Raw genomic sequence first — 22,644 nt, 5'->3', positions numbered from 1 at the left:
TGTAGTGGACGGCCGGCAGTTCGTCCACCAGGGTGGAAACGGCCGTGGCGTGCACGGCGTGGGTGTGCACGACGGCCCGCGCCCCGGTGCCGCGGTAGACGGCCAGGTGCAGGGGCAGTTCGCTGGTGGGGCGCAGCCGTCCGGCGACCTGTACGCCGTCGAGACCGACCGCGACGGCGTCGACCGGTCCCAGCCGGTCGTAGGGGACGCCGGTCGGGGTCACCAGCACCAGGTCCCCCACCCGGACCGATACATTGCCGGACGTACCGACCACCAGGCCGTCCGCGACGCTGCGCCGGGCCGTGGCGACCAGGTCCGACCAGGCTTTCTCCATGGCATCGCGCATCGGACGATCCTTACAGGTTGGCCGTTGCCGCGCGCTCGCGGGGCGCAGTACCGTCCCGCACACCAATGGCCGCACACCATGGCCGCACACGGATTGCAGGGGCATTATGACCACCGTCAACGGCGGCATCTCCTTCTGGTACGCGCAGACCGGCGTTCCCGTACCGCGTGAGCCGCTGCCGGGCGACACGACCGCCGACGTCTGCATCGTCGGCGGCGGTTACACGGGCCTGTGGACCGCCTACTACCTGAAGAAGGCCGTGCCGTTCCTGCGGATCACGGTGCTGGAGCAGAAGTTCTGCGGCTACGGGGCCTCCGGCCGCAACGGCGGCTGGCTGTACAACGGCATCGCGGGCCGCGACCGCTACGCGAAGCTGCACGGCCGGGACGCCGCCGTCGCGCTCCAGCACGCGATGAACGAGACGGTGGACGAGGTGGTGCGGGTCGCCGCCGAGGAGGGCATCGACGCCGACATCCACAAGGGCGGGGTGCTGGAGGTGGCGCACTCCCCCGCGCAGCTCGCCCGGCTGAAGGCGTTCCACGAGGCGGAGACGGCCTTCGGTGAGAAGGACCGGCTGCTGCTGGGCGCCCGCGAGTCGGCGGAACGGGTACGGGTGGCGGGGACGGCCGGCGGCACCTGGACGCCGCACGGCGCCCGGATCCATCCGGTGAAGCTGCTGCAGGGGCTGGCGAGGGCCGTCGAGGCGCTGGGCGTGGTGATCCACGAGTCGACCGCGGTGACCGAGATCAAGCCGAAACACGCGGTCACGCCGTACGGAACGGTGCGTGCCCCGTATGTGCTGCGCTGTACCGAGGGCTTCACGGCTTCGGTGAAGGGGCAGAAGCGGGTCTGGCTGCCGATGAACTCGTCGATGATCGTGACCGAGCCGTTGCCCCGGCAGGTCTGGGACACCATCGGATGGCAGGGGCGGGAGGCGCTCGGCGACATGGCGCACGCCTACATGTACGCGCAGCGCACCGCCGACGACCGGATCGCGCTGGGCGGGCGCGGAGTGCCGTACCGCTTCGGCTCGCGGACGGACAACGACGGGCGTACGCAGCCGGCCACCATCGAGGCGCTGCGCGAGATCCTCGTCCGCTTCTTCCCCGCCACCGCCGGGGTGGCGATCGAGCACGCCTGGTCGGGAGTGCTGGGCGTGCCCCGCGACTGGTGCGCGAGCGTGCAGCTGGACCGGGCCACCGGGCTGGGGTGGGCCGGCGGCTACGTCGGCAGTGGTGTCGCGACGGCGAACCTGGCCGCGCGGACGCTGCGCGATCTGGTCCAGCTGGACTCGGGCCAGGGCCACGGCACCGAACTGACCGCGCTGCCGTGGGTCGGACACCGGGTGCGGCGCTGGGAACCGGAGCCCCTCCGCTGGCTCGGGGTGCACGGAATGTACGCGGCCTACCGCGGCGCCGACCGCCGTGAGCTGGCCGGACGCACCGCGGCGACGGACCGGGTCGCGCGGCTCGCGGACCGGATCTCCGGGCGGCACTGAAACGCCCTCCCAGCAGTCGCGTTGGCCGGAAGAAACCGGTGCGCGGGCACCGGCACCATGCGGCCGCCGTCAGTTAACCTTCCGTTCATCAAGGATCCGTACGGTCGCCACCGCCACTGTCCGATTAGACGATTGCCTGGGTAAATGGAAAACATCACGCTCCTGATCGGAATCGTGATCGTGACCGCTCTCGTGTTTGATTTCACGAACGGTTTCCACGACACCGCCAACGCGATGGCCACCACCATCTCCACCGGCGCGCTCAAGCCCAAGACGGCGGTGGCCATGTCCGCCGTGCTGAACCTCGTCGGCGCCTTCCTGTCCGTGGAAGTCGCCAAGACCATCTCCGGCGGCATCATCGACGAAAGCGCGGGCATCAGACCCGAAGTCATCTTCGCGGGGCTGGTCGGCGCCATCGTCTGGAACATGCTGACCTGGCTGGCCGGGCTTCCCTCCAGCTCTTCGCACGCCCTGTTCGGCGGTCTCATCGGCGCGACCCTGGTCTCCGTCGGCGCCCATGGCGTCAACGGCGACAAGGTCGTCATGAAGGTCCTGATCCCGGCACTCGCCGCCCCGCTCGTCGCGGGCCTGGCCGCCATGCTCGCCACCAAGCTCACCTACCGGATCGGCCGTAACAGCGATCCGAAGGCGACCGCGAAGGGCTACCGGGCCGGGCAGATCGCCTCGGCCGGCCTGGTCTCGCTCGCGCACGGCACCAACGACGCGCAGAAGACGATGGGCGTCATCACCCTCGCGCTGATCACCGGCGGGGTCGTCGCCCCGCACGCCGACCCCCCGATGTGGGTCATCGTCGCGGCCGGCACGGCGATCGCGCTCGGCACGTACCTCGGCGGCTGGCGGATCATCCGCACCATGGGCAAGGGCCTCACCGACATCGAGGCGCCGCAGGGCTTCGCCGCCCAGACCGGCGCCGCGGCCACCATCCTGGCCTCGTCGCACCTCGGTTTCGCGCTGTCCACCACCCAGGTCTGCTCCGGCTCCGTGATGGGTTCGGGCGTCGGCCGCAAGGGCTCGGTGGTCCGCTGGAGCACCGCGGGCCGCATGGTCGCCGCCTGGGGTCTGACGCTGCCCGCCGCCGGCCTGGTCGCCGCGGGCGCCGCGCTGCTGGCCGACCGGGGCACGTGGGGCATCACCGCGGTCGCCGTCCTGGCGCTCGCGGCCTGCACCGCGATCTGGCTCGCCGCGCGCCGCAAGCCGATCGACCACAGCAACGTCAACGAGCTCCCCGCCGAGCCGCAGGGTGCGGTCACCGCCGCCATCGCGGCCGTCACCCCGCCGCCCGCCGGTCCCGTCGCCCCGCTCGCCGCGACCATTCCGGCCCCGTCGGCCGTCGGCTCCACCGCCGACGCCGCACCGGCCACGGCCTGACCCGGCCCGACCACGGCCCGACCACGGCCCGGAAGGAATCAGCACCATGCAGATCGACTGGCAGGCCCTCGGCACCGTCCTCGGCGTCACCCTCGCGGTGACCATCGGGCTGGTGGGCGTCTTCACCCTCGGCATCGTCAGCCTCGCCAAGCGGGAATCCGGCGCCGCCCAGGGCGGTTCGGCCGTACTGGCCAGGACCGGCGCCTACGCGTGCTTCGCGCTCTGCGCGGCGGCCGTCGCGTACGGCATCTTCCTGATCGTCGCCTGACGACCGCACAGCCGCAGCCGCAGTCACAGCCGCACCACGGTGGAGGCCCGCACCCGCGACCCCGCGGATGTGGGCCTTCGCACATCTCCCGCCGCAGGTCAACGGTGAGTTGACGGGGTTCGCGGCACGTGGTGGACTGCCCGGTGCCATACGGCGGTAGGAGAGGAAGTCCGGTGTGAATCCGGCGCGGTCCCGCCACTGTCACCGGGGAGTCGCACCCCAACCCGAAGGTCATGGCCGAGCGATCGGCCGGCAGGCCCGGGGTGCGCGATCCGGGAGCCAGGAGACTCTCACCGCCGGTCACGTCGAACCAGGGCGCGGACCCTGAGTGAGGACTCCTGCCATGCCCGGCCGCCGTCGTACCCCACCAGTCCCCCAGGCCCTGTCCCGTCGAGGCGTGACGGCGGGCTGACACCGTGCGAGCCGGACACGCCTTCGCGTGCGGCGCCGCCCTCGGCTATCTCGGCGACCTGATCGCGGGCGACCCTCGCCGCGGCCACCCGGTCGCCGCGTTCGGCCGCGCGGCGGCGGCCGCCGAACGCCTGCTGTGGCGCGACCACCGCGGCCGCGGCGCGCTCTACACCACGCTGTGCGCGGGCGGCGCCACCGCGGGCGCCGCACTGGCCGCCCGAGCCGTACGGTCCTCGCCTGCCGCTACCGCCGCCCTGGCCGCGGCCGCCACCTGGTCGGTGCTGGGCGGCAGCTCCCTGGGCCGCGAGGCGCTGGCCGTCGCCTCCGCGCTGGAGGCGGGCGACCTCGACGTGGCGCGCGAGCGGCTGCCGAACCTGTGCGGGCGCGACCCGCAGGCGCTGGACGCCCAGCAGATCGCCCGGGCCGTGGTGGAATCCGTGGCCGAGAACACCTCGGACGCGGTCGTGGGGGCACTGGTCTGGGGCGCGGCCGGCGGTGTGCCGGGACTCATCGGCTTCCGCGCCGTCAACACCCTCGACGCGATGGCCGGTCACAAGTCCGCGCACTACCGCCGGTTCGGCTGGGCCTCCGCCCGCCTCGACGACGTCGCCGGCTGGCCCGGCGCCCGGCTGACCGCCGTCCTGGCCGTACTCGCCGGACCCGACCCGCGCGGCGCGCTCCGCGTCTGGCGCCGCGACGCCCGCCAACACCCCAGCCCCAACGCCGGCCCCGTCGAAGCCTCGTTCGCCGGAGCCCTCGGCGTCCGCCTCGGCGGCACCCTCGCCTACGCGGGCCGTGTCGAACACCGCCCGGTCCTCGGCGCCGGGAACCGCCCGGTGGAGGTACCCGACATCGCCCGCGCCGTCCGCCTCTCACGCCGCGTGGGCGTCCTGGCTCTGGCCGTCTCCGTCACCACCCGGCTGGGCGCCACCGCGCTCCTGGCGGCACGCAGGCCCGACGGGGCCGCCGTCAGCGGCCGGCGGCGTTCTGCCACCGAGGGAGGAACCGAATGAGCACGCGCAGCGCACAACGCATCGGAGGAGGGCTGCTGGTCGCCGGGACCACGTCCGACGCGGGCAAGAGCGTCGTCACGGCGGGCATCTGCCGCTGGCTGGTCAGGGAGGGCGTGAAGGTCGCCCCCTTCAAGGCGCAGAACATGTCGCTCAACTCGTTCGTAACGCGCGAGGGCGCGGAGATCGGGCGGGCGCAGGCGATGCAGGCGCAGGCGGCGCGCGTCGAGCCGACGGCGCTGATGAACCCGGTGCTGCTCAAGCCGGGCAGCGACAGCAGCAGCCAAGTGGTGCTGCTGGGCAAGGCGGTGGGCGAGATGAGCGCCCGCGGCTACCACGCGGGGCGGCAGCCCTCACTGCTGCCGACCGTGGTGGAATGCCTGGCCGAACTGCGGGGCACGTATGACGCGGTGATCTGTGAAGGGGCGGGCAGTCCGGCCGAGATCAACCTGCGGCGCAACGACATCGTCAACATGGGCCTGGCACGGGCGGCGCGGCTGCCGGTCGTCGTGGTCGGGGACATCGACCGGGGCGGCGTCTTCGCCTCGTTCTTCGGCACGACGGCGCTGCTGAGCGCCGAGGACCAGGCGCTGGTCTGCGGCTATCTCGTCAACAAGTTCCGCGGGGACGTCTCCCTGCTCGAACCGGGCCTGGACATGCTGCGCGGTCTGACCGGGCGATCCGTCCTCGGCGTACTGCCCTTCGCGCACGGTCTCGGCATCGACGAGGAGGACGGGCTGCGGGTCTCGATGCGCGGCGCCGTACGGGAGTCGATGGTCGCGCCGCCGCACGGCGAGGACCTGCTGCGCGTCGCCGTGGTCGCCGTACCGCTGATGTCGAACTTCACCGACGTCGACGCGCTGGCCGCGGAACCGGGCGTCATCGTGCGCTTCGTGGACCGGCCCGAGGAGCTCGCCGACGCCGATCTGGTGGTGCTGCCGGGCACGCGCGGCACGGTCAGGGCGCTGGCCTGGCTGCGCGAGCGCGGGCTGGCGGACGCGATCGTCCACCGGGCGGAGCAGGAGAACCGCCCGGTCCTGGGCATCTGTGGCGGATACCAGATGCTCGCCGAGACCATCGAGGACGACGTCGAGTCGCGCGCCGGGCTCGTCAAGGGCCTCGACCTGCTGCCGGTGACGATCCGTTTCGCGGCGGAGAAGACCCTGGCCCGGCCCGTCGAAGAGGCCCTCGGCGAGCGGGTGGAGGGGTACGAGATCCACCACGGGGTCGCCCGGGTGATCGACGGCGACGAGTCGATCCCGGGCGGCATCCGGTACGGCTCCGTCTGGGGCACCCACTGGCACGGCCTGCTGGAGAACGATGGCTACCGCCGGGCCTTCCTGCGCCAGGTCGCGGAGCTGGCGGACCGCCGCTTCGTGCCCGCGCCGGACACGTCGTTCGGCATGCTGCGCGAGGAGCAGCTCGACCGCCTCGGCGACCTGATCGAAGAGCACGCGGACACCGCCGCGCTCATGCGGCTCATCGAGGACGGCGCACCCGCCGGCCTCCCCTTCATCCCGCCGGGGATGCCATGAACACGTATCCCGCCAGGGACGCCACGAACACGAATCCCGCCAGGGACGCCATGAACGCGAATCTCTCCGGGGGCACCGTGACCACCGTTCTGCTGCTGTCGACCGCCGATACGGACCTGCTGGCGGCCCGTGCCTCCGGCGCGGACTACCGGATCGGCAACCCGACCCGCGTCACCCCCGGCGACCTGCCCGCGCTGACCGACGGCGTGGACATCGCCGTCGTGCGGCTGCTCGGCGGCAAGCGCGCCTGGGAGGACGGGCTCGCGGCGCTGCGTACGTCCGGGATCCCGACAGTGCTGCTGGGCGGGGAATCCGTGCCGGACGCCGAGCTGATGGCGGAATCGTCGGTTCCGGCCGGGGTCGTCGCGGAGGCGCTGCGCTATCTGGTCGAGGGCGGCCCGGCGAACCTGACGGAGCTGGCACGCTTTCTGTCGGACACGGTGCTGCTGACCGGTGAGGGCTTCGAGCCCCCCGCCGCGATGCCGCAGTACGGGACGCACGGGGCCCACCCGTTCACCGAGGGCCGCCCGACCGTCGGCGTGCTCTTCTACCGGGCGCACGAACTGTCCGGGAACACCGGCTTCGTGGAAACGCTGTGCGCCGCGATCGAGGCGAAGGGCGCCAACGCCCTCCCCGTATTCTGCGGGACGCTGCGCGGCGCCGAGGCCGGCCTCTACACGCTGCTGGGCCGGGCGGACGCACTGATCGCCACCGTCCTCGCGTCCGGCGGCACCCGCGCCTCGGACGCCTCGGCGGGCGGGGACGACGAGGCGTGGGACATCGGCGCCCTCGCCGACCTGGACATCCCGGTGCTCCAGGGCCTGTGCCTGACCTCATCGCGCGCGACCTGGCAGGACTCGGACGCGGCGCTGTCGCCGATGGACGCGGCGATGCAAGTGGCGATCCCGGAGTTCGACGGCCGGCTGATCACCGTCCCGTTCTCCTTCAAGGAGACCGGGGAGGGCGAGGTGCCGGTGTACGTCGCCGACCCCGAACGGGCCGCGCGCGTCGCCGGGATCGCGGTCCGGCACGCCGCGCTCAAGCACACGCCGAACGCGGACAAGAAGCTCGCGGTCGTCTTCACCGCCTACCCCACCAAGCACTCACGGGTCGGCAACGCCGTCGGCCTGGACACCCCGGCCTCGGCCGTCGGCCTGCTGCACGCCCTCCGCGGCGCCGGATACACGGTCGACGGCTACCCTGACGACGGCGACGAGTTGATCCACCGGCTGATCGCCGCCGGAGGCCACGACGTGGAGTGGCTCACCGAGGAGCAGCTGTCCGCCGCACCGGCCCGCGTACCGCTCGCCGACTACCGGCGGTGGTTCGCGACGCTGGACCCCGAACTGCGCGCCGGAATGCTGGAGCACTGGGGCGAGCCGCCGGGCTCCCTCTACCTCGACGGCGAGGACATCGTTCTGGCGTCGCTGCGGTTCGGCAATGTCGTGGTCATGATCCAGCCGCCGCGCGGCTTCGGCGAGAACCCGATCGCGATCTACCACGACCCGGACATGCCGCCCTCGCACCACTACATGGCGGCCTATCGCTGGCTCGACCGGACCTTCGGCGCCGACGCCATCGTCCACATGGGCAAGCACGGCACGATGGAGTGGCTGCCGGGCAAGGGCCTCGGCCTGTCGGCGGGCTGCGCGCCGGACGCGGTGCTGGGCGAGCTGCCGCTCATCTACCCGTTCATCGTCAACGACCCTGGCGAGGGCACCCAGGCCAAGCGCCGCGGCCATGCCACCGTCGTGGACCACCTGGTCCCGCCGATGGCGCGCGCCGACAGCTACGGCGACCTCGCCAAGCTGGAACAGCTCCTCGACGAGTACGCGCTCGTCTCCGACCTGGACCCGACGAAGACCCCGGCCCTCCGCAGCCGGATCTGGACGCTGGTTCGGGCCGCCGAACTCCATCACGACCTGCATGTGGACGACCAGCCCGACGAGGACGCCTTCGACGACTTCGTCCTGCACATCGACGGCTGGCTCTGTGAGATCAAGGACGTCCAGATCCGCGACGGCCTCCACATCCTCGGCGCGGGGCCGGTCGGCGCGGCCCGCATCAACCTGGTGCTGGCCATCCTGCGTTCGTCCCAGGTGTGGGGCGGCGTGGGCGCGGCGCTGCCGGGTCTGCGGGCGGCGATGGCCGAGGCGTTCGGCCTGAACGAGAAGGCGCTGCTGGCCGAGCCGGGCGCACGGATCGAAGTGCCGGAGGCGCTGGCGGGACTGGTCGGGGGGCCCGCCCGTACCGCTTCCGACGCCATCGACATGCTGGAAACGCTCGCGGGGCAGCTGGCCACGCTGATGGACGCGCACGGCTGGCCGGACGACCTGCCGGCGATCGAGAGGTTCGTGGAGGACACACTCGACCTGATCGTTCCTGATGTCGTCCGCATCCTGCAGTTCGCCGCCAGGGAAGTCGTCCCGAGGCTCGACCGTACGACGGACGAGATCGACAACATCCTGCGCGCGCTGCGCGGCGGCTATGTGCCGGCCGGTCCGTCCGGTTCTCCGACCCGCGGTCTGGTCAACGTCCTGCCGACCGGGCGGAACTTCTACTCGGTCGACCCCAAGGCCATCCCGTCCCGGCTCGCCTGGGACGTCGGCACGGCCCTCGCCGACTCGCTGCTGGAGCGGCACCTCACCGACACCGGCGTGTACCCGAAGTCGGTGGGCCTCACGGTGTGGGGCACGTCCTGCATGCGCACCCAGGGCGACGACATCGCCGAAATCCTCGCCCTGTTGGGCTGCCGCCCCGTCTGGGACGACGCCTCACGCCGCGTCACCGGCTTCGAGGTTGTGGATCTGGAGGAGCTGGGCCGCCCGCGCATCGATGTGACGGTCCGCATCTCCGGCTTCTTCCGCGACGCCTTCCCGCACGTCATCCAACTCCTCGACGACGCCGTCCAGACCGTCGCGGAACTCGACGAGCCCGCAGAGCAGAACTTCGTACGGGCCCACGCCGACGAGGACACCGCGGCACACGGCGACCGCCGGCGGGCGACAGCCCGCATCTTCGGCTCCAAGCCGGGCGCGTACGGGGCCGGTCTGCTGCCGCTGATCGACGCGCGGAACTGGCGCAGCGACGCGGACCTCGCCGAGGTCTACGCGGTCTGGGGCGGCTACGCGTACGGCCGCGGCCTCGGCGGGCGCGCGGCCCGCGGGGACATGGAGCAGGCGTTCCGCCGCATCCAGGTGGCGGCGAAAAATGTCGACACGAGGGAACACGACATCGTGGATGCCGACGACTACTTCCAGTACCACGGCGGCATGGTGGCGATGACGCGCCACCTCACCGGCGTCTCCCCCGCCGCGTACGTCGGCGACAGCGCGACGACCGACCAGGTCAAGACCCGCACGCTGGGCGAGGAGACCCACCGGGTGTTCCGGGCCCGGGTGGTCAACCCCCGCTGGATGGCGGCGATGCGGCGCCACGGCTACAAGGGCGCATTCGAGATGGCCGCGACCGTGGACTACCTCTTCGGCTTTGACGCGACGGCCGGCGTGGTGGACGACTGGATGTACCAGCGCCTCGCGGCGGAGTACGTGTTCGACAAGGAGAACCAGGACTTCATGAAGAAGTCCAACCCCTGGGCGTTGAGAGGCATCAGCGAGCGGCTGCTGGAGGCGGCCGACCGGGGTCTGTGGGCGGAACCCGACCCGGAGACCCTGACCCGGCTCCGCGAAATCTATCTGCAGCTCGAAGGCGACCTGGAAGGCGACGCATGAGCACCCCTTATCCGTTCACAGCAATTGTCGGTATGACCGACCTGCGGCTCGCGCTGCTGCTCAACGCGCTGTCCCCGGCGATCGGCGGCGTGCTCGTTCGCGGCGAGAAGGGCACCGCCAAGTCGACCGCCGTGCGCGCGCTCTCCACCCTGTTGCCCGAAGTCGACGTCGTCGGCGGGTGCCGGTTCTCCTGTGATCCGGCCGGGCCGGACCCGGTGTGCCCGGACGGCCCGCACGAGGGCGGTACGGGCATAGCCCGCGCCGCGCGGATGGTGGAACTGCCGGTCGGCGCCTCGGAGGACCGGCTGGTCGGTTCGCTGGACATCGAACGGGCGCTGTCCGAGGGCAAGAAGTCGTTCGAGCCCGGCCTGCTGGCCGACGCGCACCGGGGGGTGCTGTACGTCGACGAAGTGAACCTGCTGCATGATCATTTGGTCGATCTCCTCCTGGACGCCGCCGCCATGGGCGCGTCCTACGTGGAGCGCGAAGGCGTCTCCGTACGGCACGCGGCCCGCTTCCTGCTCGTCGGCACCATGAACCCCGAGGAGGGCGAGCTGCGTCCGCAACTCCTCGACCGGTTCGGGCTGACGGTGGAGGTGGCGGCCTCGCGCGAGACGGACGAGCGCGTCGAGGTCGTACGGCGGCGCCTCGCCTACGACGAGGACCCGGGGGCGTTCGCCGGGAAGTGGGCCGGGGACGAGGACGCGCTGCGCGCGCGGATCGTGGCGGCGCGGGCGCTGCTGCCGTCCGTGGTACTGGGCGACCGGGCGCTGCGCCAGATCGCCGCGACCTGTGCCGCGTTCGAGGTCGACGGGATGCGCGCGGACATCGTGATGGCGCGTACCGCGACCGCGCTGGCCGCCTGGGACGGGCGGACCGAGGTCATCGCGGAGGACGTACGGCAGGCCGCGCTGCTGGCGCTGCCGCACCGCCGGCGCCGCAACCCGTTCGACGCGCCGGGCCTCGACGAGGACAAGCTGGACGACACGCTGGAGCAGAACAGTGGCGGCCCGGACCCGGAGGACGATCCCGACCCGGAGGGTCCCGATGACGGCGGCGGCAAGCCGCCGGAGGGCGGGCCGGACGGCGGGCCTGATGACGGTCCTGATGACGGTCCTGATCGAGGCGACCAGCAGGAACAACGGCAGGAGCAGCCGGGCGGCGCCTCCGGTGGCGGCGAGCAGAGCGCCGCTACGGCCGGCGAGCCGTTCAAGACGAAGGCGTTCACGATCCCGGGGATGGGCGAGGGCGCGGCCGGGCGGCGGTCCAGGGCGCGTACCGCGCACGGCCGGACGACCAGCGCCCGGCGGCCGCAGGGCCAGCTGACCAAGCTGCACCTGGCGGCGACCGTGCATGCCGCGGCCCCGCACCAGCGGGCGCGCGGCCGCAGCGGTCCAGGACTGGTGATCAGGAAGGACGATCTGCGCCAGGCCGTGAAGGAGGGCAAGGAGTCGAATCTCGTGCTCTTCGTCGTCGACGCCTCCGGCTCGATGGCCGCCCGGCAGCGCATGAGCGCCGTGAAGGGCGCCGTCCTGTCGCTGCTGATGGACGCGTACCAGCGGCGCGACAAGATCGGCATGATCACCTTCCGTGGCACGGACGCCGAGCTGGCGCTGCCGCCGACCTCGTCGGTCGAGGCGGGCGCGGCGCGGCTGCGGGTGCTGCCGACGGGCGGCAGGACGCCGCTCGCCGCCGGGCTGTTGAAGGCGCGCGAGGTGCTGCGGATCGAGCGGCTGCGGGACTCGTCCCGCCGGCCGCTGCTGGTCGTGGTGACGGACGGCCGGGCGACGGGCGGTCCCGAGCCGGTGCGGCTGGCGTCACGGGCGGCGCAGCTGCTGAATGCCGAGGGCGTGGCGTCGGTCGTGGTCGACTGCGAGTCGGGTCCCGTGCGGCTCGGGCTGGCGGGCGCGCTCGCCCGCGATCTCGCCGGAACCGCCGTGACGTTGGAAGAGCTGCGCGCGGACACCGTGTCCGCGCTGGTACGAGATGTGCGGAGGGTCGCGTAATGCCTCAGGGACAGCCGAACAGCGTGCCGGACGACGGGCTCACGACGCGCCAGCGCCGCAACCGGCCACTGACGATCGTGCACACGGGCACCGGCAAGGGGAAGTCGACGGCCGCCTTCGGGCTCGCGCTGCGCGCCTGGAACCAGGGCTGGCCGGTCGGAGTGTTCCAGTTCGTCAAGTCGGCGAAGTGGAAGGTCGGCGAGGAGCGGGCGCTGCGGGTGCTCGGCGACTCCGGCGAGGGCGGGACGGTCGCCTGGCACAAGATGGGCGAGGGCTGGTCCTGGGTGCAGCGCGACATCGCCGACAGCGAGGAGGCGGCCCGGGAGGGCTGGGAGCAGGTCAAGCGGGACCTGGCCGCCGAGGCGTACCAGCTGTACGTGCTGGACGAGTTCGCATACCCGATGCACTGGGGCTGGGTGGACACCGACGAGGTGATCCAGGTCCTGAACGACCGCCCCGGTACCCAGCACGTGATCATCACCGGCCGGAACGCGCCCGAGAAGCTGCTCGAGGCCGCCGATCTCGTGACCGACATGACCAAGGTCAAACACCCGATGGACGCGGGCCAGAAGGGCCAGCGGGGCATCGAGTGGTGACCTCGTCCGCCCCTGCCGCAACCGCTGCGGCGCACCTGCCCCGGCTGGTCATCGCCGCGCCGTCGTCCGGCAGCGGCAAGACCACCGTGGCCACCGGCCTGATGGCGGCCTTCACAGAGGCCGGCCTCGCCGTGTCCCCGCACAAGGTCGGCCCGGACTACATCGACCCGGGCTACCACGCACTCGCGACCGGCCGCCCGGGGCGGAATCTCGATGCCTTCATGTGCGGCCCCGACCTGGTCGCCCCACTCTTCCTGCACGGGGCGGCCGGGGCGGACCTGGCGGTCGTCGAGGGCGTCATGGGTCTGTACGACGGTGCTGCCGGACAGGGCGAACTGGCATCGACCGCCCATGTGGCGAAGCTGCTGCGCGCGCCGGTGGTGCTGGTCGTCGACGCCTCCGCGCAGTCCCGGTCCGTGGCCGCGCTCGTACACGGCTTCGCGTCCTGGGACCCGGAGGTCCGGGTCGCGGGCGTCATCCTCAACAAGGTCGGCTCCGACCGCCACGAGGAACTGCTGCGCGAGGCGCTGGACGAGTCCGGCGTCCCGGTGTTCGGCGCCCTGCTCCGGGCCGACCAGGTCGGTTGCCCGTCGCGGCACCTTGGCCTGGTGCCGGTCGCCGAGCGACGGGCCGATGCGGTTGCGGCGGTGGCCGCGATGGCTGCGCAGGTGCGCGCGGGATGCGACCTGGAGGGCCTGCTCGCCCTGGCGCGCAGCGCCCCGCCCTTGACCGCCGAACCCTGGACCCCGGACCCCGTCCCGGCCCGTCCGGCGTTTGAGGACCGGGGGTCCAGGGGGCCGAGCCCCCTCGTTCCGGGAAGGGGCGGGCAAGGGGAAACGGCCCGCCGCAGGCGCCCCGTGGTCGCGGTCGCGGGCGGGGCCGCGTTCACGTTCTCCTATGCGGAGCATACGGAGCTGCTGACGGCGGCCGGCGCGGAGGTGGTGACGTTCGACCCGCTGCGTGACGAGCAACTGCCGGACGAAACCGCCGGATTGGTGATCGGTGGCGGCTTCCCCGAGATGTACGCCCCCGAGCTGTCGGCGAACGAGCCACTGCGCAAAGCGGTGGCGGCGCTGGCCGGCTCGGGAGCGCCGGTCGCCGCCGAATGCGCGGGACTGCTGTATCTGGCGCGGTCGCTGGACGGAAAGCCGATGTGCGGGGTGCTGGACGCCGAGGCGCGGATGTCGGAGCGGCTGACGCTCGGGTACCGCGAGGCGGTGGCGGTCTCGGACAGCGTGCTGGCCGAGACCGGGACGCGGGTACGGGGACACGAGTTCCACCGCACGGTGATCGAACCGGGCGCCGGTGCCACGCCCGCGTGGGGCGTCACGCGGCCGGGGCGCCGCGTCGAGGGATTCGTCCAGGGGGGCGTGCACGCCTCGTATCTGCATGTGCACTGGGCCGCCGTTCCGAGCGCGGCCCGAAGACTGGTGGAGGGGTGTTCCGAATGAGCGGGCGGCTGATCGGGGTCGGGGTGGGCCCCGGCGATCCGGAGCTGGTGACCGTCAAGGGCGTGAACGCGCTGCGGGCGGCGGCGGTCGTGGTCGTGCCCGTCATGGACACCCTTGAACGGGGCAGGGCGGAGGCGACCGTGCTGCACTACGTGGAGCCGGAGAAGGTCGTACGGATCGTGTTCGCGCTCAACGAGCGGACCGACCGTGCTCGTCGGGAGGCCGCGTGGGACGCGGCGGGCGAGCAGGTGGCCGAGCTGCTGCGGTGCCACGGCACGGTGGCGTTCGCGACGATCGGCGACCCCAACGTCTACTCCACGTTCACCTATCTCGCGTTGACCGTCGGGGAGTTGGCCGCCGGCGTCGCCGTCGAGACCATCCCCGGCATCACCGCGATGCAGGATCTGGCCGCGCGCAGCGGGGCCGTACTGGCGGAGGGGACCGAGCCGTTGACGCTCGTGCCCGTCACGGCCGGGGCGGCGGTGCTGAAGGAAGCCCTGGAGGGTCCTGGGACCGTCGTGGCGTACAAGTTCGGACGGCTGGCGGCGGAGGTCGCGACCGCGTTGCGGGAGACCGGCAGGACCGAGGGCGCCGTGTGGGGTTCGGCGCTCGGGCTGCCCGAGGAGTCGATCCGGCCCGCCGCCGAGCTGCTCGAAGGGCCGCTGCCCTATCTCTCGACCCTGATCGCTCCCGCCCGCCGGGACACCCGTGGAGGCAAGCTGTGACCGGCAAAGTGACCATCGTGGGGGCGGGGCCGGGCGCGGCCGACCTGCTGACCTTCCGGGCGGCCCGCGCGATCGCGGCCGCCGACGTCGTCATCTGGGCGGCGAGCCTGGTGCAGGCGGAGGTCCTGGAGCACGCCCGCGAGGGCGCGGAGATCCTGGACTCGGCGACGATGTCGCTGGAGGACGTCGTCGCGGTCTATGAGCGGGCGCAGGCACAGGATCTGCTGGTTGCGCGGATCCACTCCGGCGACCCGGCGCTGTGGGGCGGCACCCAGGAGCAGGTCGACCGGTGCGACGCGCTCGGCATCGAGGTCGAGATCATTCCGGGTGTCTCCTCCTTCTCCGCGGTCGCGGCCATCGCGCAGCGCGAGCTGACGATCCCCGAGGTCGCGCAGTCGGTGATCCTGACGCGGCTGGGCGGTGGCAAGACGCCGATGCCGCCGGGCGAGGAGGTACGGGAGTTCGCGCGGCACGGCACCACGATGGCGCTGTTCCTCTCGGCCGCCCGGTCGGGCCAGCTGGTCACCGAGCTGCTGGAGGGCGGCTATCCGACGGAGACCCCGGTCGTGATCGCCTACCAGGCGACGTGGCCGGAGGAGCTGGTGCTGCGCTGCACGATCGCGACGCTGGAGGAGACCGTCAAGGAGCACAAGCTCTGGAAGCACACCCTCTTCCTCGTCGGACCGGCCCTCGCGGCGGCCGGCACCCGCTCGCACCTGTACCACCCGGGACACTTCCACGGCTTCCGCAGGGCCGACCCGGTGGCCCGGCGCGCGCTGCGCGAGTCCAAGGCATAGAACCGCCCCACACATCGCACCGCCGAACGCACCACACACTGAAGGAGCATCCCTGTGATCGGCCTGATTTCCGCCACCTCGGCGGGGCAGCGCGGCTGTGAACACCTGGCCACCGCCTGGCCGGACGATGTCCGGATCTACGACGGGCCGGTCCGCGAGGCGGTCGGGCGCGCCTTCGCCGAATGCGAGCAGCTGGTGTGCTTCCTCGCCACCGGCGCCGTCGTCCGCCTCCTCGCCCCCCTGCTGCGGGGCAAGGACACCGACCCGGGCGTCGTGACCGTGGACGAGACCTGTCAGCACGCGATAGCCCTGCTGGGCGGCCATGGCGGCGGTGCGAACGATCTGGCGCAGCGCGTCGCCGATGTACTGGGCTGCCGGCCGGTGATCACCACGGCCACCGATGCCACCGGTGTGCCCGGTCTCGACACGCTGGGCTGGCCCGTCGAGGGCGCGGTCGCGGCCGTCAGCCGCGCGATCCTCGACGGTGCCCCCGTACGTCTGGACACCCCCCATGGCGTCCACCCCCTTCCTGCTCTGCCACCCAACGTAACCGCCACCACTGACAGTGACATCTCACTCATCGTCACCGACCGCGTGACCAGCGCGGATGACCGCAGCGTGGTGCTGCGCCCGCCGTCGCTGGTGGTGGGGGTCGGTGGCAGCCGCGGGGTGCCGGCCGACGAGGTGCTGGCCCTGATCGGCAGCGTGCTCGCCGGCGCCGGGCTCTCACCGCGCTCGGTCGCGGCGTTGGCGACCGTCGACGCGAAGGCGGACGAGGCGGGGATCGTCGAGGCCGCGGAGCGGCTCGGGGTGCCGCTGGTGACGTACGACGCGGCCCGGCTCGCCGCGATCGACGTGCCGAATCCGTCGGACGCGCCGCTGGTGGCCGTCGGCACGCCGTCCGTCGCCGAGGCGGCGGCGCTCGCAGCGGCGCCCGGTGGTGAACTGCTGGTGCCCAAGCGGAAGTCGGCTCCGCAGGCGGGGCCCGCTATGGCGACCGCCGCCGTGGCGCGGCGCCGTCCGCGCGGCCGGCTCGCGGTGGTCGGGCTCGGCCCCGGCGCACGCGATCTGCTGACTCCGAGGGCCCGCGAGGAGCTGCGCCGGGCGTCGGTGATCGTCGGCCTGGACCAGTACGCCGACCAGATCCGGGACCTGCTGCGACCCGGCACCCGGATCCTGGAATCCGGCCTGGGCGCAGAGGAGGAGCGGGCCCGTACCGCCGTGGCGCAGGCCCGCGCCGGCCATGCGGTGGCGCTGATCGGCAGCGGCGACGCGGGTGTCTACGCGATGGCCTCCCCCGCGCTCGCAGAGGCGGCGGACGACATCGACGTCGTGGGGGTGCCCGGGGTGACGGCCGCGCTCGCCGCCGCCGCGATCCTGGGGGCGCCGCTGGGCCACGACCATGTGTCGATCAGCCTGTCGGACCTGCACACCCCCTGGGACGTCATCGAGCGCCGGGTCAAAGCGGCGGCCGAGTCCGATCTGATCGTCACCTTCTACAACCCCCGCAGCCGGGGCCGCGACTGGCAGTTGCCGAAGGCGATGTCGCTGCTCGCGGAGCACCGGCACCCCAGCACTCCGGTCGGCGTTGTGCACGCCGCGTCCCGGCCTGACGAGCGCAGCGAGGTGACGACGATCGCGGACCTGGATGTGACGACGGTCGACATGGTGACCGTGGTGACCGTCGGCAACACCGCCACCCGCAACGTGGCCGGCCGTATGGTGACCCCGCGCGGCTACCGGTGGCAGACATGACCGGCGCGGCAGGCGCGGGCCCGCAGTACACCGCCGGACGCTCCACCGAAACACCCCTCACCAAGGAGAACCCCCTGTGATCCCGCCCGCACTCCTCCTCGTCGGCCACGGAACCCGCGACGAGTCCGGAGCCGAAGCCTTCCGCGCTTTCGTCCGGCAGCTCGGCGAGCAGAATCCCGGGCTGCCGGTCGGCGGCGGATTCATCGAGTTGTCGCCGCCGCCGCTGGCCGACTCCGTGGCGGAGCTGGTGCGGCAGGGCGTACGCAGTTTCGCGGCGGTACCGATGGTGCTGGTGTCGGCGGGGCATGCGAAGGGCGACATTCCGGCGGCTCTGGCGCGCGAGGCGCAGCGGCACCCGGGCACGACGCACACCTACGGACGTCCGCTCGGCCCGCACCCGGGCCTGCTGACCATCCTGGAACGGCGCCTGAACGAGGTGCTCGGTGACGACGACCGGTCCGGCACCACGGTGCTGCTCGTCGGGCGCGGTTCGACCGACCCGGACGCCAACGCCGAGATCTACAAGGTCGCACGGCTGCTGTGGGAGGGCCGCGGCTACGCAAGCGTGGAGACCGCGTTCGTGTCGCTGGCCGCGCCGGACGTCCCCGCGGGTCTTGAGCGCTGCCGCAAGCTGGGCGCCGGCCGCATCGTCGTGCTGCCGTACTTCCTGTTCACCGGGATCCTGCCGGACCGGGTCCGCGCCCAGGCCGCCGAGTGGGCCGCCGCGCACCCGGAGACCGAGGTGCGGCAGGCGGACGTCATCGGCCCGGAGCCGGAGCTGGCCGACCTGGTGATGGAGCGTTACCGCGAGACGCTCAAGGGCGATCTGCGGATGAACTGCGACTCCTGCGTCTACCGCGTCGAACTGCCCGGTTTCGAGGACCGGGTCGGTATGCCGCAGCAGCCGCACCACCACCCCGACGACCCTTCAGGCGACTCTTCCGATGGCCACGGTCACCATGCCCACTCCCACTGACGCCATGGGATGCGTTGAAGGCACCGACGACGCCGACGGTACCGACGGCTCTGACGGCTACGACCTGCGGCACCACGGTGACGCGGAGGTGCGCGACGACGGCGAAGTGCTGACCGACCTCGCCGTCAACGTCCGCGCCGGTACGCCCCCGGCGTGGCTGAAGGCCACGATCGCCGCTTCGCTCGACGGTCTGGCCGCGTACCCCGATGGGCGGGCAGCCCGCCGTGCCGTGGCGCTGCGGCACGGACGGCGCACGGACGAAGTGCTGCTGACGGCGGGAGCCGCGGAGGCGTTCGTGCTGCTGGCGCGGGCCTTCGCGCCGCGCCACGCGGTCGTGGTGCACCCGCAGTTCACCGAGCCCGAGGCGGCGCTGCGGGATGCGGGGCACCTGGTGCACCGGGTGGTCCTGGACGCCGCCGACGGCTTCCGCCTCCACCCGGCGGCCGTTCCCGAGGACGCCGACTTCGTCGTCCTCGGCAATCCGACGAACCCGACCTCGGCGCTGCATCCGTCCGGCACGGTCGCGCTGCTGGCCCGGCCCGGCCGGACCCTGGTGGTCGACGAGGCGTTCATGGACGCCGTGCCGGGCGAGTCCGCCTCGCTGGCCGCGCGCCGCGACATACCCGGCCTCGTGGTGCTCCGCAGTCTCACCAAGACCTGGGGCCTGGCCGGGCTGCGGATCGGCTACGTGCTCGCGGGCGCCGATCGCATCGCCCTGCTGGAGCGGGCGCAGCCGCTGTGGGCGGTGTCCTCACCGGGGCTGGCCGCCATCGAGGCGTGCGTGGCGCCGGCCGCGCTGGCGGAGGCGGAGCGGGCCGCGGCGGACATCGCGGCCTGCCGCGCGTATCTCCTCACCCGGCTGCGCGAGTTCGACGGCCTGGAGGTGGCGGGCGAGCCCGCCGGTCCCTTCGTCCTGATCCGGCTGCCCGACGCGGCGGCCGTCCGGGAGCGGCTGCGCGAACTCGGCTTCGCCGTCCGCCGCGCGGACACCTTCCCCGGTCTTGGTCCGCGGTGGCTGCGTATCGCCGTGCGCGACGCCGCCACGACGGACGCCTTCGCCGAAGCGCTCGCGAAGGCGCGCCGCCACACGGGACCCGGTGGCCGGTCCTCGACGGCCGGCCCCTGACGGCCGGTCGCCGACCGTCGGTCCCTGGGCAGGAGGCTCAGTTCTTGATGCCGAGCGCCTGGATGTCCACTCCGCCCAGCGCCGGGTGGAGATAGACGTTCGTCAGCCGCGGTGAGCGGTAGTTGAGCTGCCGCACATAGAGGAACGGGATCAGGGTGCCCCGGTCCTGGGAGGTGGAGTCGACGGTGCGCCAGACGCTGTCGGCGGCATTGCGGTCGGTCTTGGCGTCGGCCTCGTCCATCAGGTCCTTCAGCTGCTGGTCGCTGAGGGCGGCGTAGTTGGAAGGGTTGCCGGTGAGCAGCAGCGGACGCAGGAAGCCGGCCGGGGTGGGCCAGTCGGCCTGCCAGGTGGTCAGGACGATGCCCCAGCCCCGGTCCTTGATCTTCTTCTGGTCGGCGAGGGTGTCGTACAGGTCCGCGGGCTCGGGGTACTCGGTCTTGGCGGTGATCCCGACGGCGGCGAGCTGCGTGCGCAGGTTCTCCGCGATGGCCTTGGTCCGGGGGTTGCCGTTGGCCGTGACGATGGTGGTGGCGAACCCAGACGCGTGGCCGCAGTCGGACAACTGGCGCTTGGCGAGGTCCGGATAGCTCTGGCCGGTGGCCGTGCCAAAGGTGTTCAGGTGCGGGTCGTAGCCGCCGACGGTGGGCGGCAGCATGCCGCCCGCGACATCCCCGGCGTCCTTTCCGCCGCCCGCGTCGTGCAGCGCGGTCCGGTTGGCGGCGTACTGCACCGCCCAGCGGCAGCGGTAGTCGTTCAGCGGCGCGACGGCGGTCTGCAGGGAGAAGTAGCGGACGGCGCCGACCAGCGCGAAGTCCGCGTTCGCCTTGAGGCTGTCGCTGGCGAGGATCTTGGAACGGGTGGCGTCCTCGACGCCGGCCTGGGCGGGGTCGAGGTCGGCGTCGCCGCTCAGCAGCGCGTTGTCGACCACCTCGCGGCTGGCCGAGACGGTGAAGTCGATGACGTCGGGCAGGGCCGTGCGTATGCCGTCGGTGGCCGGGTCCCACTTGTCGTTGCGCACCAGGTGCAGTTTCTTGCCGGGCTCGTAGGAGCCGATCTTGTACGGTCCGCTGGCGACCGGCTGCTTCTCGTAGCTGTCCTTGGTGTCCTTCGCCTGCGGCACGGGCGAGGACATCGGCAGCGCCAGCACATAGGGGAAGTCGGCGAAGGGCGCGTCGAGATGGAAGACGATGGTGCTGTCGTCCGGGGTCAGCACGCTCTTCAGGCCCAGCTGGCCCAGGTCGGTGTCCTTGTAGGGGCCCGGGTAGGACTGGCCCTGGTCGAGCAGGTCCTTGAGGTGGGTGGGGCCGCCGCGGTACAGGTCGGTCGCGAAGGTCCGCTCGATGCCGTACTTGATGTCCTTGGACGTGATGGGCGTGCCGTCCTCGAAGGTCACGCCCTTCTTCAGGGTGTACGTGTAGGTGCGGCCGCCGTCGCCGATCGTGCCGGCAGCGGTGGCCAGGTCGGGAGCGAGCGCGACGCCCGCCTGGCCGGGCTGGGGGGCGAAGTCCATGAGCTTGCGCAGCATGAGCCGGTCCAGGTTCCAGGCGAGCGGTGAGTAGGAGCGCGCCGGGTCCAGGGAGTCGGGGGCGTAGTACGACATCAGCTTGAGGGTGCCGCCCTTGCCGGTGGACGGGTTGACGGTGCCCTCGACCGCGCCGTTGTAGCCGGTGCCCGTGGTGCGCTTGCCGATGAGGTCCAGAGCCGTCACGGTGTGTTCTGCCGGGCGCGCCGAGGAGCCGAGACGGACGGCCAGTACCGCGCCGATCGTCAGCACCACGGCCGCCGAGACGGCGATGAGTGCGCGACGGCCGCCCTTGCTCGGCAGGCGCGGCCCGCGCGGCCCGGGGGACCTTGAGGGCCCGGGCGGGGCCATGCCCCATTGCTGCGACGGGAACCGCTGGTCGGGACGCGCCGCTGCCGGCGGGGTCAGCGGCGTCGGGGTCGGCGCGGGGGTGTGCGGCGGGGTGTGCGGCGGGTTGTAGGCCGGGTGCAGCGGCACGACCGGTCGCTGGGCGGGGACCGGGGCCGGGGTGGCGGCGCCCCCGGGACCCGCGAGCCAACCGGCCAGATCGTCGCGCATGGCGGCCGCGCTGCGCGGGCGCAGCGCCGGGTTCTTCGACAGGGCGGAGATGACGACCGCGTCCAGCTCGGGCGGAACGGCCGCGTTCCGCGCCGAGGGCGGCTGCGGGGTCGTGTGGACGTGCGCGTACATCACCGTGAGCGGTGTCGGACCGGGGAACGGGACGGTGCCGGTGAGGAGTTCGGTCAGCATGCAGCCGACCGCGTACAGGTCGCTGCGGGCGTCGACCTCACGGTCCTCGATCTGTTCCGGCGACATGTAGCCGGGGGTGCCGAGGGCGGATCCGGTGCCGGTGATCCGGGTCAGCGAGTGCACGACGCGGGCGATCCCGAAGTCGGCGACCTTGACGGAACCGGACGAGGTGATCAGGACGTTGGACGGCTTGACGTCCCGGTGTACCAGCCCGCGGGAATGGGCGTGGGCGAGCGCGTCCAGGATGTCGCAGGTGATCCTGACGGCGCGTTCGATGTCGAGCCTGACCTGGCTGCGGGCCAGGTCGGCGAGGGTGCTGCCGTCGACGTACTCCATCACGAGGTACGGCACGATGTCCTCGCCCGTCCGCACTTCGTCCTGGTCGTGGACGGTCACGATGCCGGGGTGGTTGAGCCCGGCGGCGGCCCGCGCCTCGCGTGCGAAGCGGCGCCGGGCGTCGGCGTCACGGGCCAGCTCCGGCAGCAGCGTCTTGAGCGCGACGGTTCTGCCGAGCCGGGTGTCGTACGCGAGATGGACCCGGGCCATGCCTCCGGAGCCGAGCAGCTCCCTGATCTCGTACCTGTCCCCGAACAGCGCGCTGTCCATCGCAACCCCCGACCCCCCGGCCCGCCCGGTGTGAACCCCGCGCGAACCCTGCGAACTCTGTCTGCGATCCCCTGGCGACAACAGTAGAGGGCGACGCCGACAACGGCGCCGCCCTCTCCCATTCCCCCTCGGCCCCCCGAGTCCCC

The 22,644-nt window shown here is 72.7% G+C and carries 16 protein-coding genes and 1 riboswitch; of the genes, 14 read left to right on the top strand and 2 right to left on the bottom strand.

Annotated features, from left to right (window positions below; all coding sequences use genetic code 11):
- On the bottom strand, positions 1-346 hold a 346-nt coding region (locus QMK24_RS29415; RefSeq protein WP_283469843.1), incomplete at its 3' end, for a class II aldolase/adducin family protein.
- A 106-nt stretch (positions 347-452) separates the two neighbouring features.
- On the opposite strand from QMK24_RS29415, the gene QMK24_RS29410 reads away from it, so the two are divergent.
- The 14 genes from QMK24_RS29410 (at position 453) to cobC (ending at position 19,620) form a co-directional block, all read left to right on the top strand.
- Positions 453-1,844, top strand: a complete 1,392-nt coding sequence (locus tag QMK24_RS29410; protein ID WP_283469842.1) for an NAD(P)/FAD-dependent oxidoreductase — start codon at positions 453-455, stop codon at positions 1,842-1,844.
- Between the two features lie 144 nt (positions 1,845-1,988).
- Positions 1,989-3,233: an inorganic phosphate transporter gene (locus tag QMK24_RS29405; RefSeq protein ID WP_283469841.1), complete on the top strand. Its 1,245-nt coding sequence runs from the start codon at positions 1,989-1,991 to the stop codon at positions 3,231-3,233.
- Positions 3,234-3,279: 46 nt separating this feature from the next.
- On the top strand, positions 3,280-3,501 hold the full coding sequence (locus QMK24_RS29400) for a hypothetical protein (protein ID WP_283469840.1): 222 nt from the start codon (positions 3,280-3,282) through the stop codon (positions 3,499-3,501).
- 115 nt (positions 3,502-3,616) lie between these two features.
- Positions 3,617-3,810: riboswitch (cobalamin riboswitch) on the top strand.
- A gap of 107 nt (positions 3,811-3,917) precedes the next feature.
- On the top strand, positions 3,918-4,925 hold the full coding sequence (locus QMK24_RS29395) for a cobalamin biosynthesis protein (RefSeq protein ID WP_283469838.1): 1,008 nt from the start codon (positions 3,918-3,920) through the stop codon (positions 4,923-4,925).
- Positions 4,922-6,457 (top strand): cobyric acid synthase, encoded by a 1,536-nt coding sequence (locus QMK24_RS29390; RefSeq protein ID WP_283469837.1) that lies wholly within the window; start codon positions 4,922-4,924, stop codon positions 6,455-6,457. The genes QMK24_RS29395 and QMK24_RS29390 overlap by 4 nt, the downstream gene beginning before the upstream one ends.
- 77 nt (positions 6,458-6,534) lie before the next feature.
- Positions 6,535-10,188: a cobaltochelatase subunit CobN gene (gene cobN / locus QMK24_RS29385; RefSeq protein ID WP_283469848.1), complete on the top strand. Its 3,654-nt coding sequence runs from the start codon at positions 6,535-6,537 to the stop codon at positions 10,186-10,188.
- Positions 10,185-12,194 carry a putative cobaltochelatase gene (locus QMK24_RS29380; protein ID WP_283469836.1) on the top strand — a complete coding sequence of 670 codons (2,010 nt, stop codon included), beginning with the start codon at positions 10,185-10,187 and terminating at the stop codon, positions 12,192-12,194. The genes cobN and QMK24_RS29380 overlap by 4 nt, the downstream gene beginning before the upstream one ends.
- Complete coding sequence (gene cobO / locus QMK24_RS29375) at positions 12,194-12,790, top strand: cob(I)yrinic acid a,c-diamide adenosyltransferase (protein WP_283469835.1); 597 nt, start codon at positions 12,194-12,196, stop codon at positions 12,788-12,790. The genes QMK24_RS29380 and cobO overlap by 1 nt, the downstream gene beginning before the upstream one ends.
- Positions 12,787-14,241 (top strand): cobyrinic acid a,c-diamide synthase CobB, encoded by a 1,455-nt coding sequence (locus QMK24_RS29370; protein WP_283469834.1) that lies wholly within the window; start codon positions 12,787-12,789, stop codon positions 14,239-14,241. The genes cobO and QMK24_RS29370 overlap by 4 nt, the downstream gene beginning before the upstream one ends.
- Entirely contained in the window at positions 14,238-14,966 is a 729-nt protein-coding gene (gene cobI / locus QMK24_RS29365; protein WP_283469833.1) for a precorrin-2 C(20)-methyltransferase, read from the top strand. Before QMK24_RS29370 ends, cobI begins: the two co-directional genes overlap by 4 nt.
- Positions 14,963-15,763, top strand: coding sequence for a precorrin-4 C(11)-methyltransferase (gene cobM, locus QMK24_RS29360; RefSeq protein WP_283469832.1), 801 nt, complete (start codon positions 14,963-14,965; stop codon positions 15,761-15,763). The genes cobI and cobM overlap by 4 nt, the downstream gene beginning before the upstream one ends.
- Positions 15,764-15,817: 54 nt before the next feature.
- Positions 15,818-17,518 carry a precorrin-3B C(17)-methyltransferase gene (cobJ, locus tag QMK24_RS29355; protein WP_283469831.1) on the top strand — a complete coding sequence of 567 codons (1,701 nt, stop codon included), beginning with the start codon at positions 15,818-15,820 and terminating at the stop codon, positions 17,516-17,518.
- A 76-nt stretch (positions 17,519-17,594) separates the two neighbouring features.
- On the top strand, positions 17,595-18,494 hold the full coding sequence (locus QMK24_RS29350; protein ID WP_283469830.1) for a sirohydrochlorin chelatase: 900 nt from the start codon (positions 17,595-17,597) through the stop codon (positions 18,492-18,494).
- 4 nt (positions 18,495-18,498) lie between these two features.
- Positions 18,499-19,620 carry an Rv2231c family histidinol phosphate aminotransferase CobC gene (gene cobC, locus QMK24_RS29345; RefSeq protein ID WP_283469847.1) on the top strand — a complete coding sequence of 374 codons (1,122 nt, stop codon included), beginning with the start codon at positions 18,499-18,501 and terminating at the stop codon, positions 19,618-19,620.
- Positions 19,621-19,657: 37 nt separating this feature from the next.
- On the opposite strand, the gene QMK24_RS29340 is transcribed toward cobC, so the two are convergent.
- The gene (locus QMK24_RS29340; protein WP_283469829.1) at positions 19,658-22,498 is read right to left on the bottom strand and encodes an ABC transporter substrate-binding protein; all 2,841 of its coding nucleotides are present in this window, start codon (positions 22,496-22,498) and stop codon (positions 19,658-19,660) included.
- Positions 22,499-22,644 lie beyond the last annotated feature (146 nt).

The organism is Streptomyces sp. PH10-H1 (assembly GCF_030063355.1).
Taxonomy (GTDB): Bacteria; Actinomycetota; Actinomycetes; order Streptomycetales; family Streptomycetaceae; genus Actinacidiphila.
The sequence above is the reverse complement of the archived record's forward strand: the minus strand, read 5'-3'. Positions and strand labels throughout refer to the sequence as shown.

What these genes read in the sequence shown, in the direction of transcription:
- QMK24_RS29410 (WP_283469842.1), top strand. Translation starts at nt 453, where the DNA reads ATGACCACCGTCAACGGCGGCATCTCCTTCTGGTACGCGCAGACCGGC.
- QMK24_RS29405 (WP_283469841.1), top strand. Translation starts at nt 1,989, where the DNA reads ATGGAAAACATCACGCTCCTGATCGGAATCGTGATCGTGACCGCTCTC.
- QMK24_RS29400 (WP_283469840.1), top strand. Translation starts at nt 3,280, where the DNA reads ATGCAGATCGACTGGCAGGCCCTCGGCACCGTCCTCGGCGTCACCCTC.
- QMK24_RS29390 (WP_283469837.1), top strand. Translation starts at nt 4,922, where the DNA reads ATGAGCACGCGCAGCGCACAACGCATCGGAGGAGGGCTGCTGGTCGCC.
- QMK24_RS29380 (WP_283469836.1), top strand. Translation starts at nt 10,185, where the DNA reads ATGAGCACCCCTTATCCGTTCACAGCAATTGTCGGTATGACCGACCTG.
- cobO (WP_283469835.1), top strand. Translation starts at nt 12,194, where the DNA reads ATGCCTCAGGGACAGCCGAACAGCGTGCCGGACGACGGGCTCACGACG.
- cobI (WP_283469833.1), top strand. Translation starts at nt 14,238, where the DNA reads ATGAGCGGGCGGCTGATCGGGGTCGGGGTGGGCCCCGGCGATCCGGAG.
- cobC (WP_283469847.1), top strand. Translation starts at nt 18,499, where the DNA reads ATGGGATGCGTTGAAGGCACCGACGACGCCGACGGTACCGACGGCTCT.
- QMK24_RS29340 (WP_283469829.1), bottom strand. Translation starts at nt 22,498, where the DNA reads ATGGACAGCGCGCTGTTCGGGGACAGGTACGAGATCAGGGAGCTGCTC.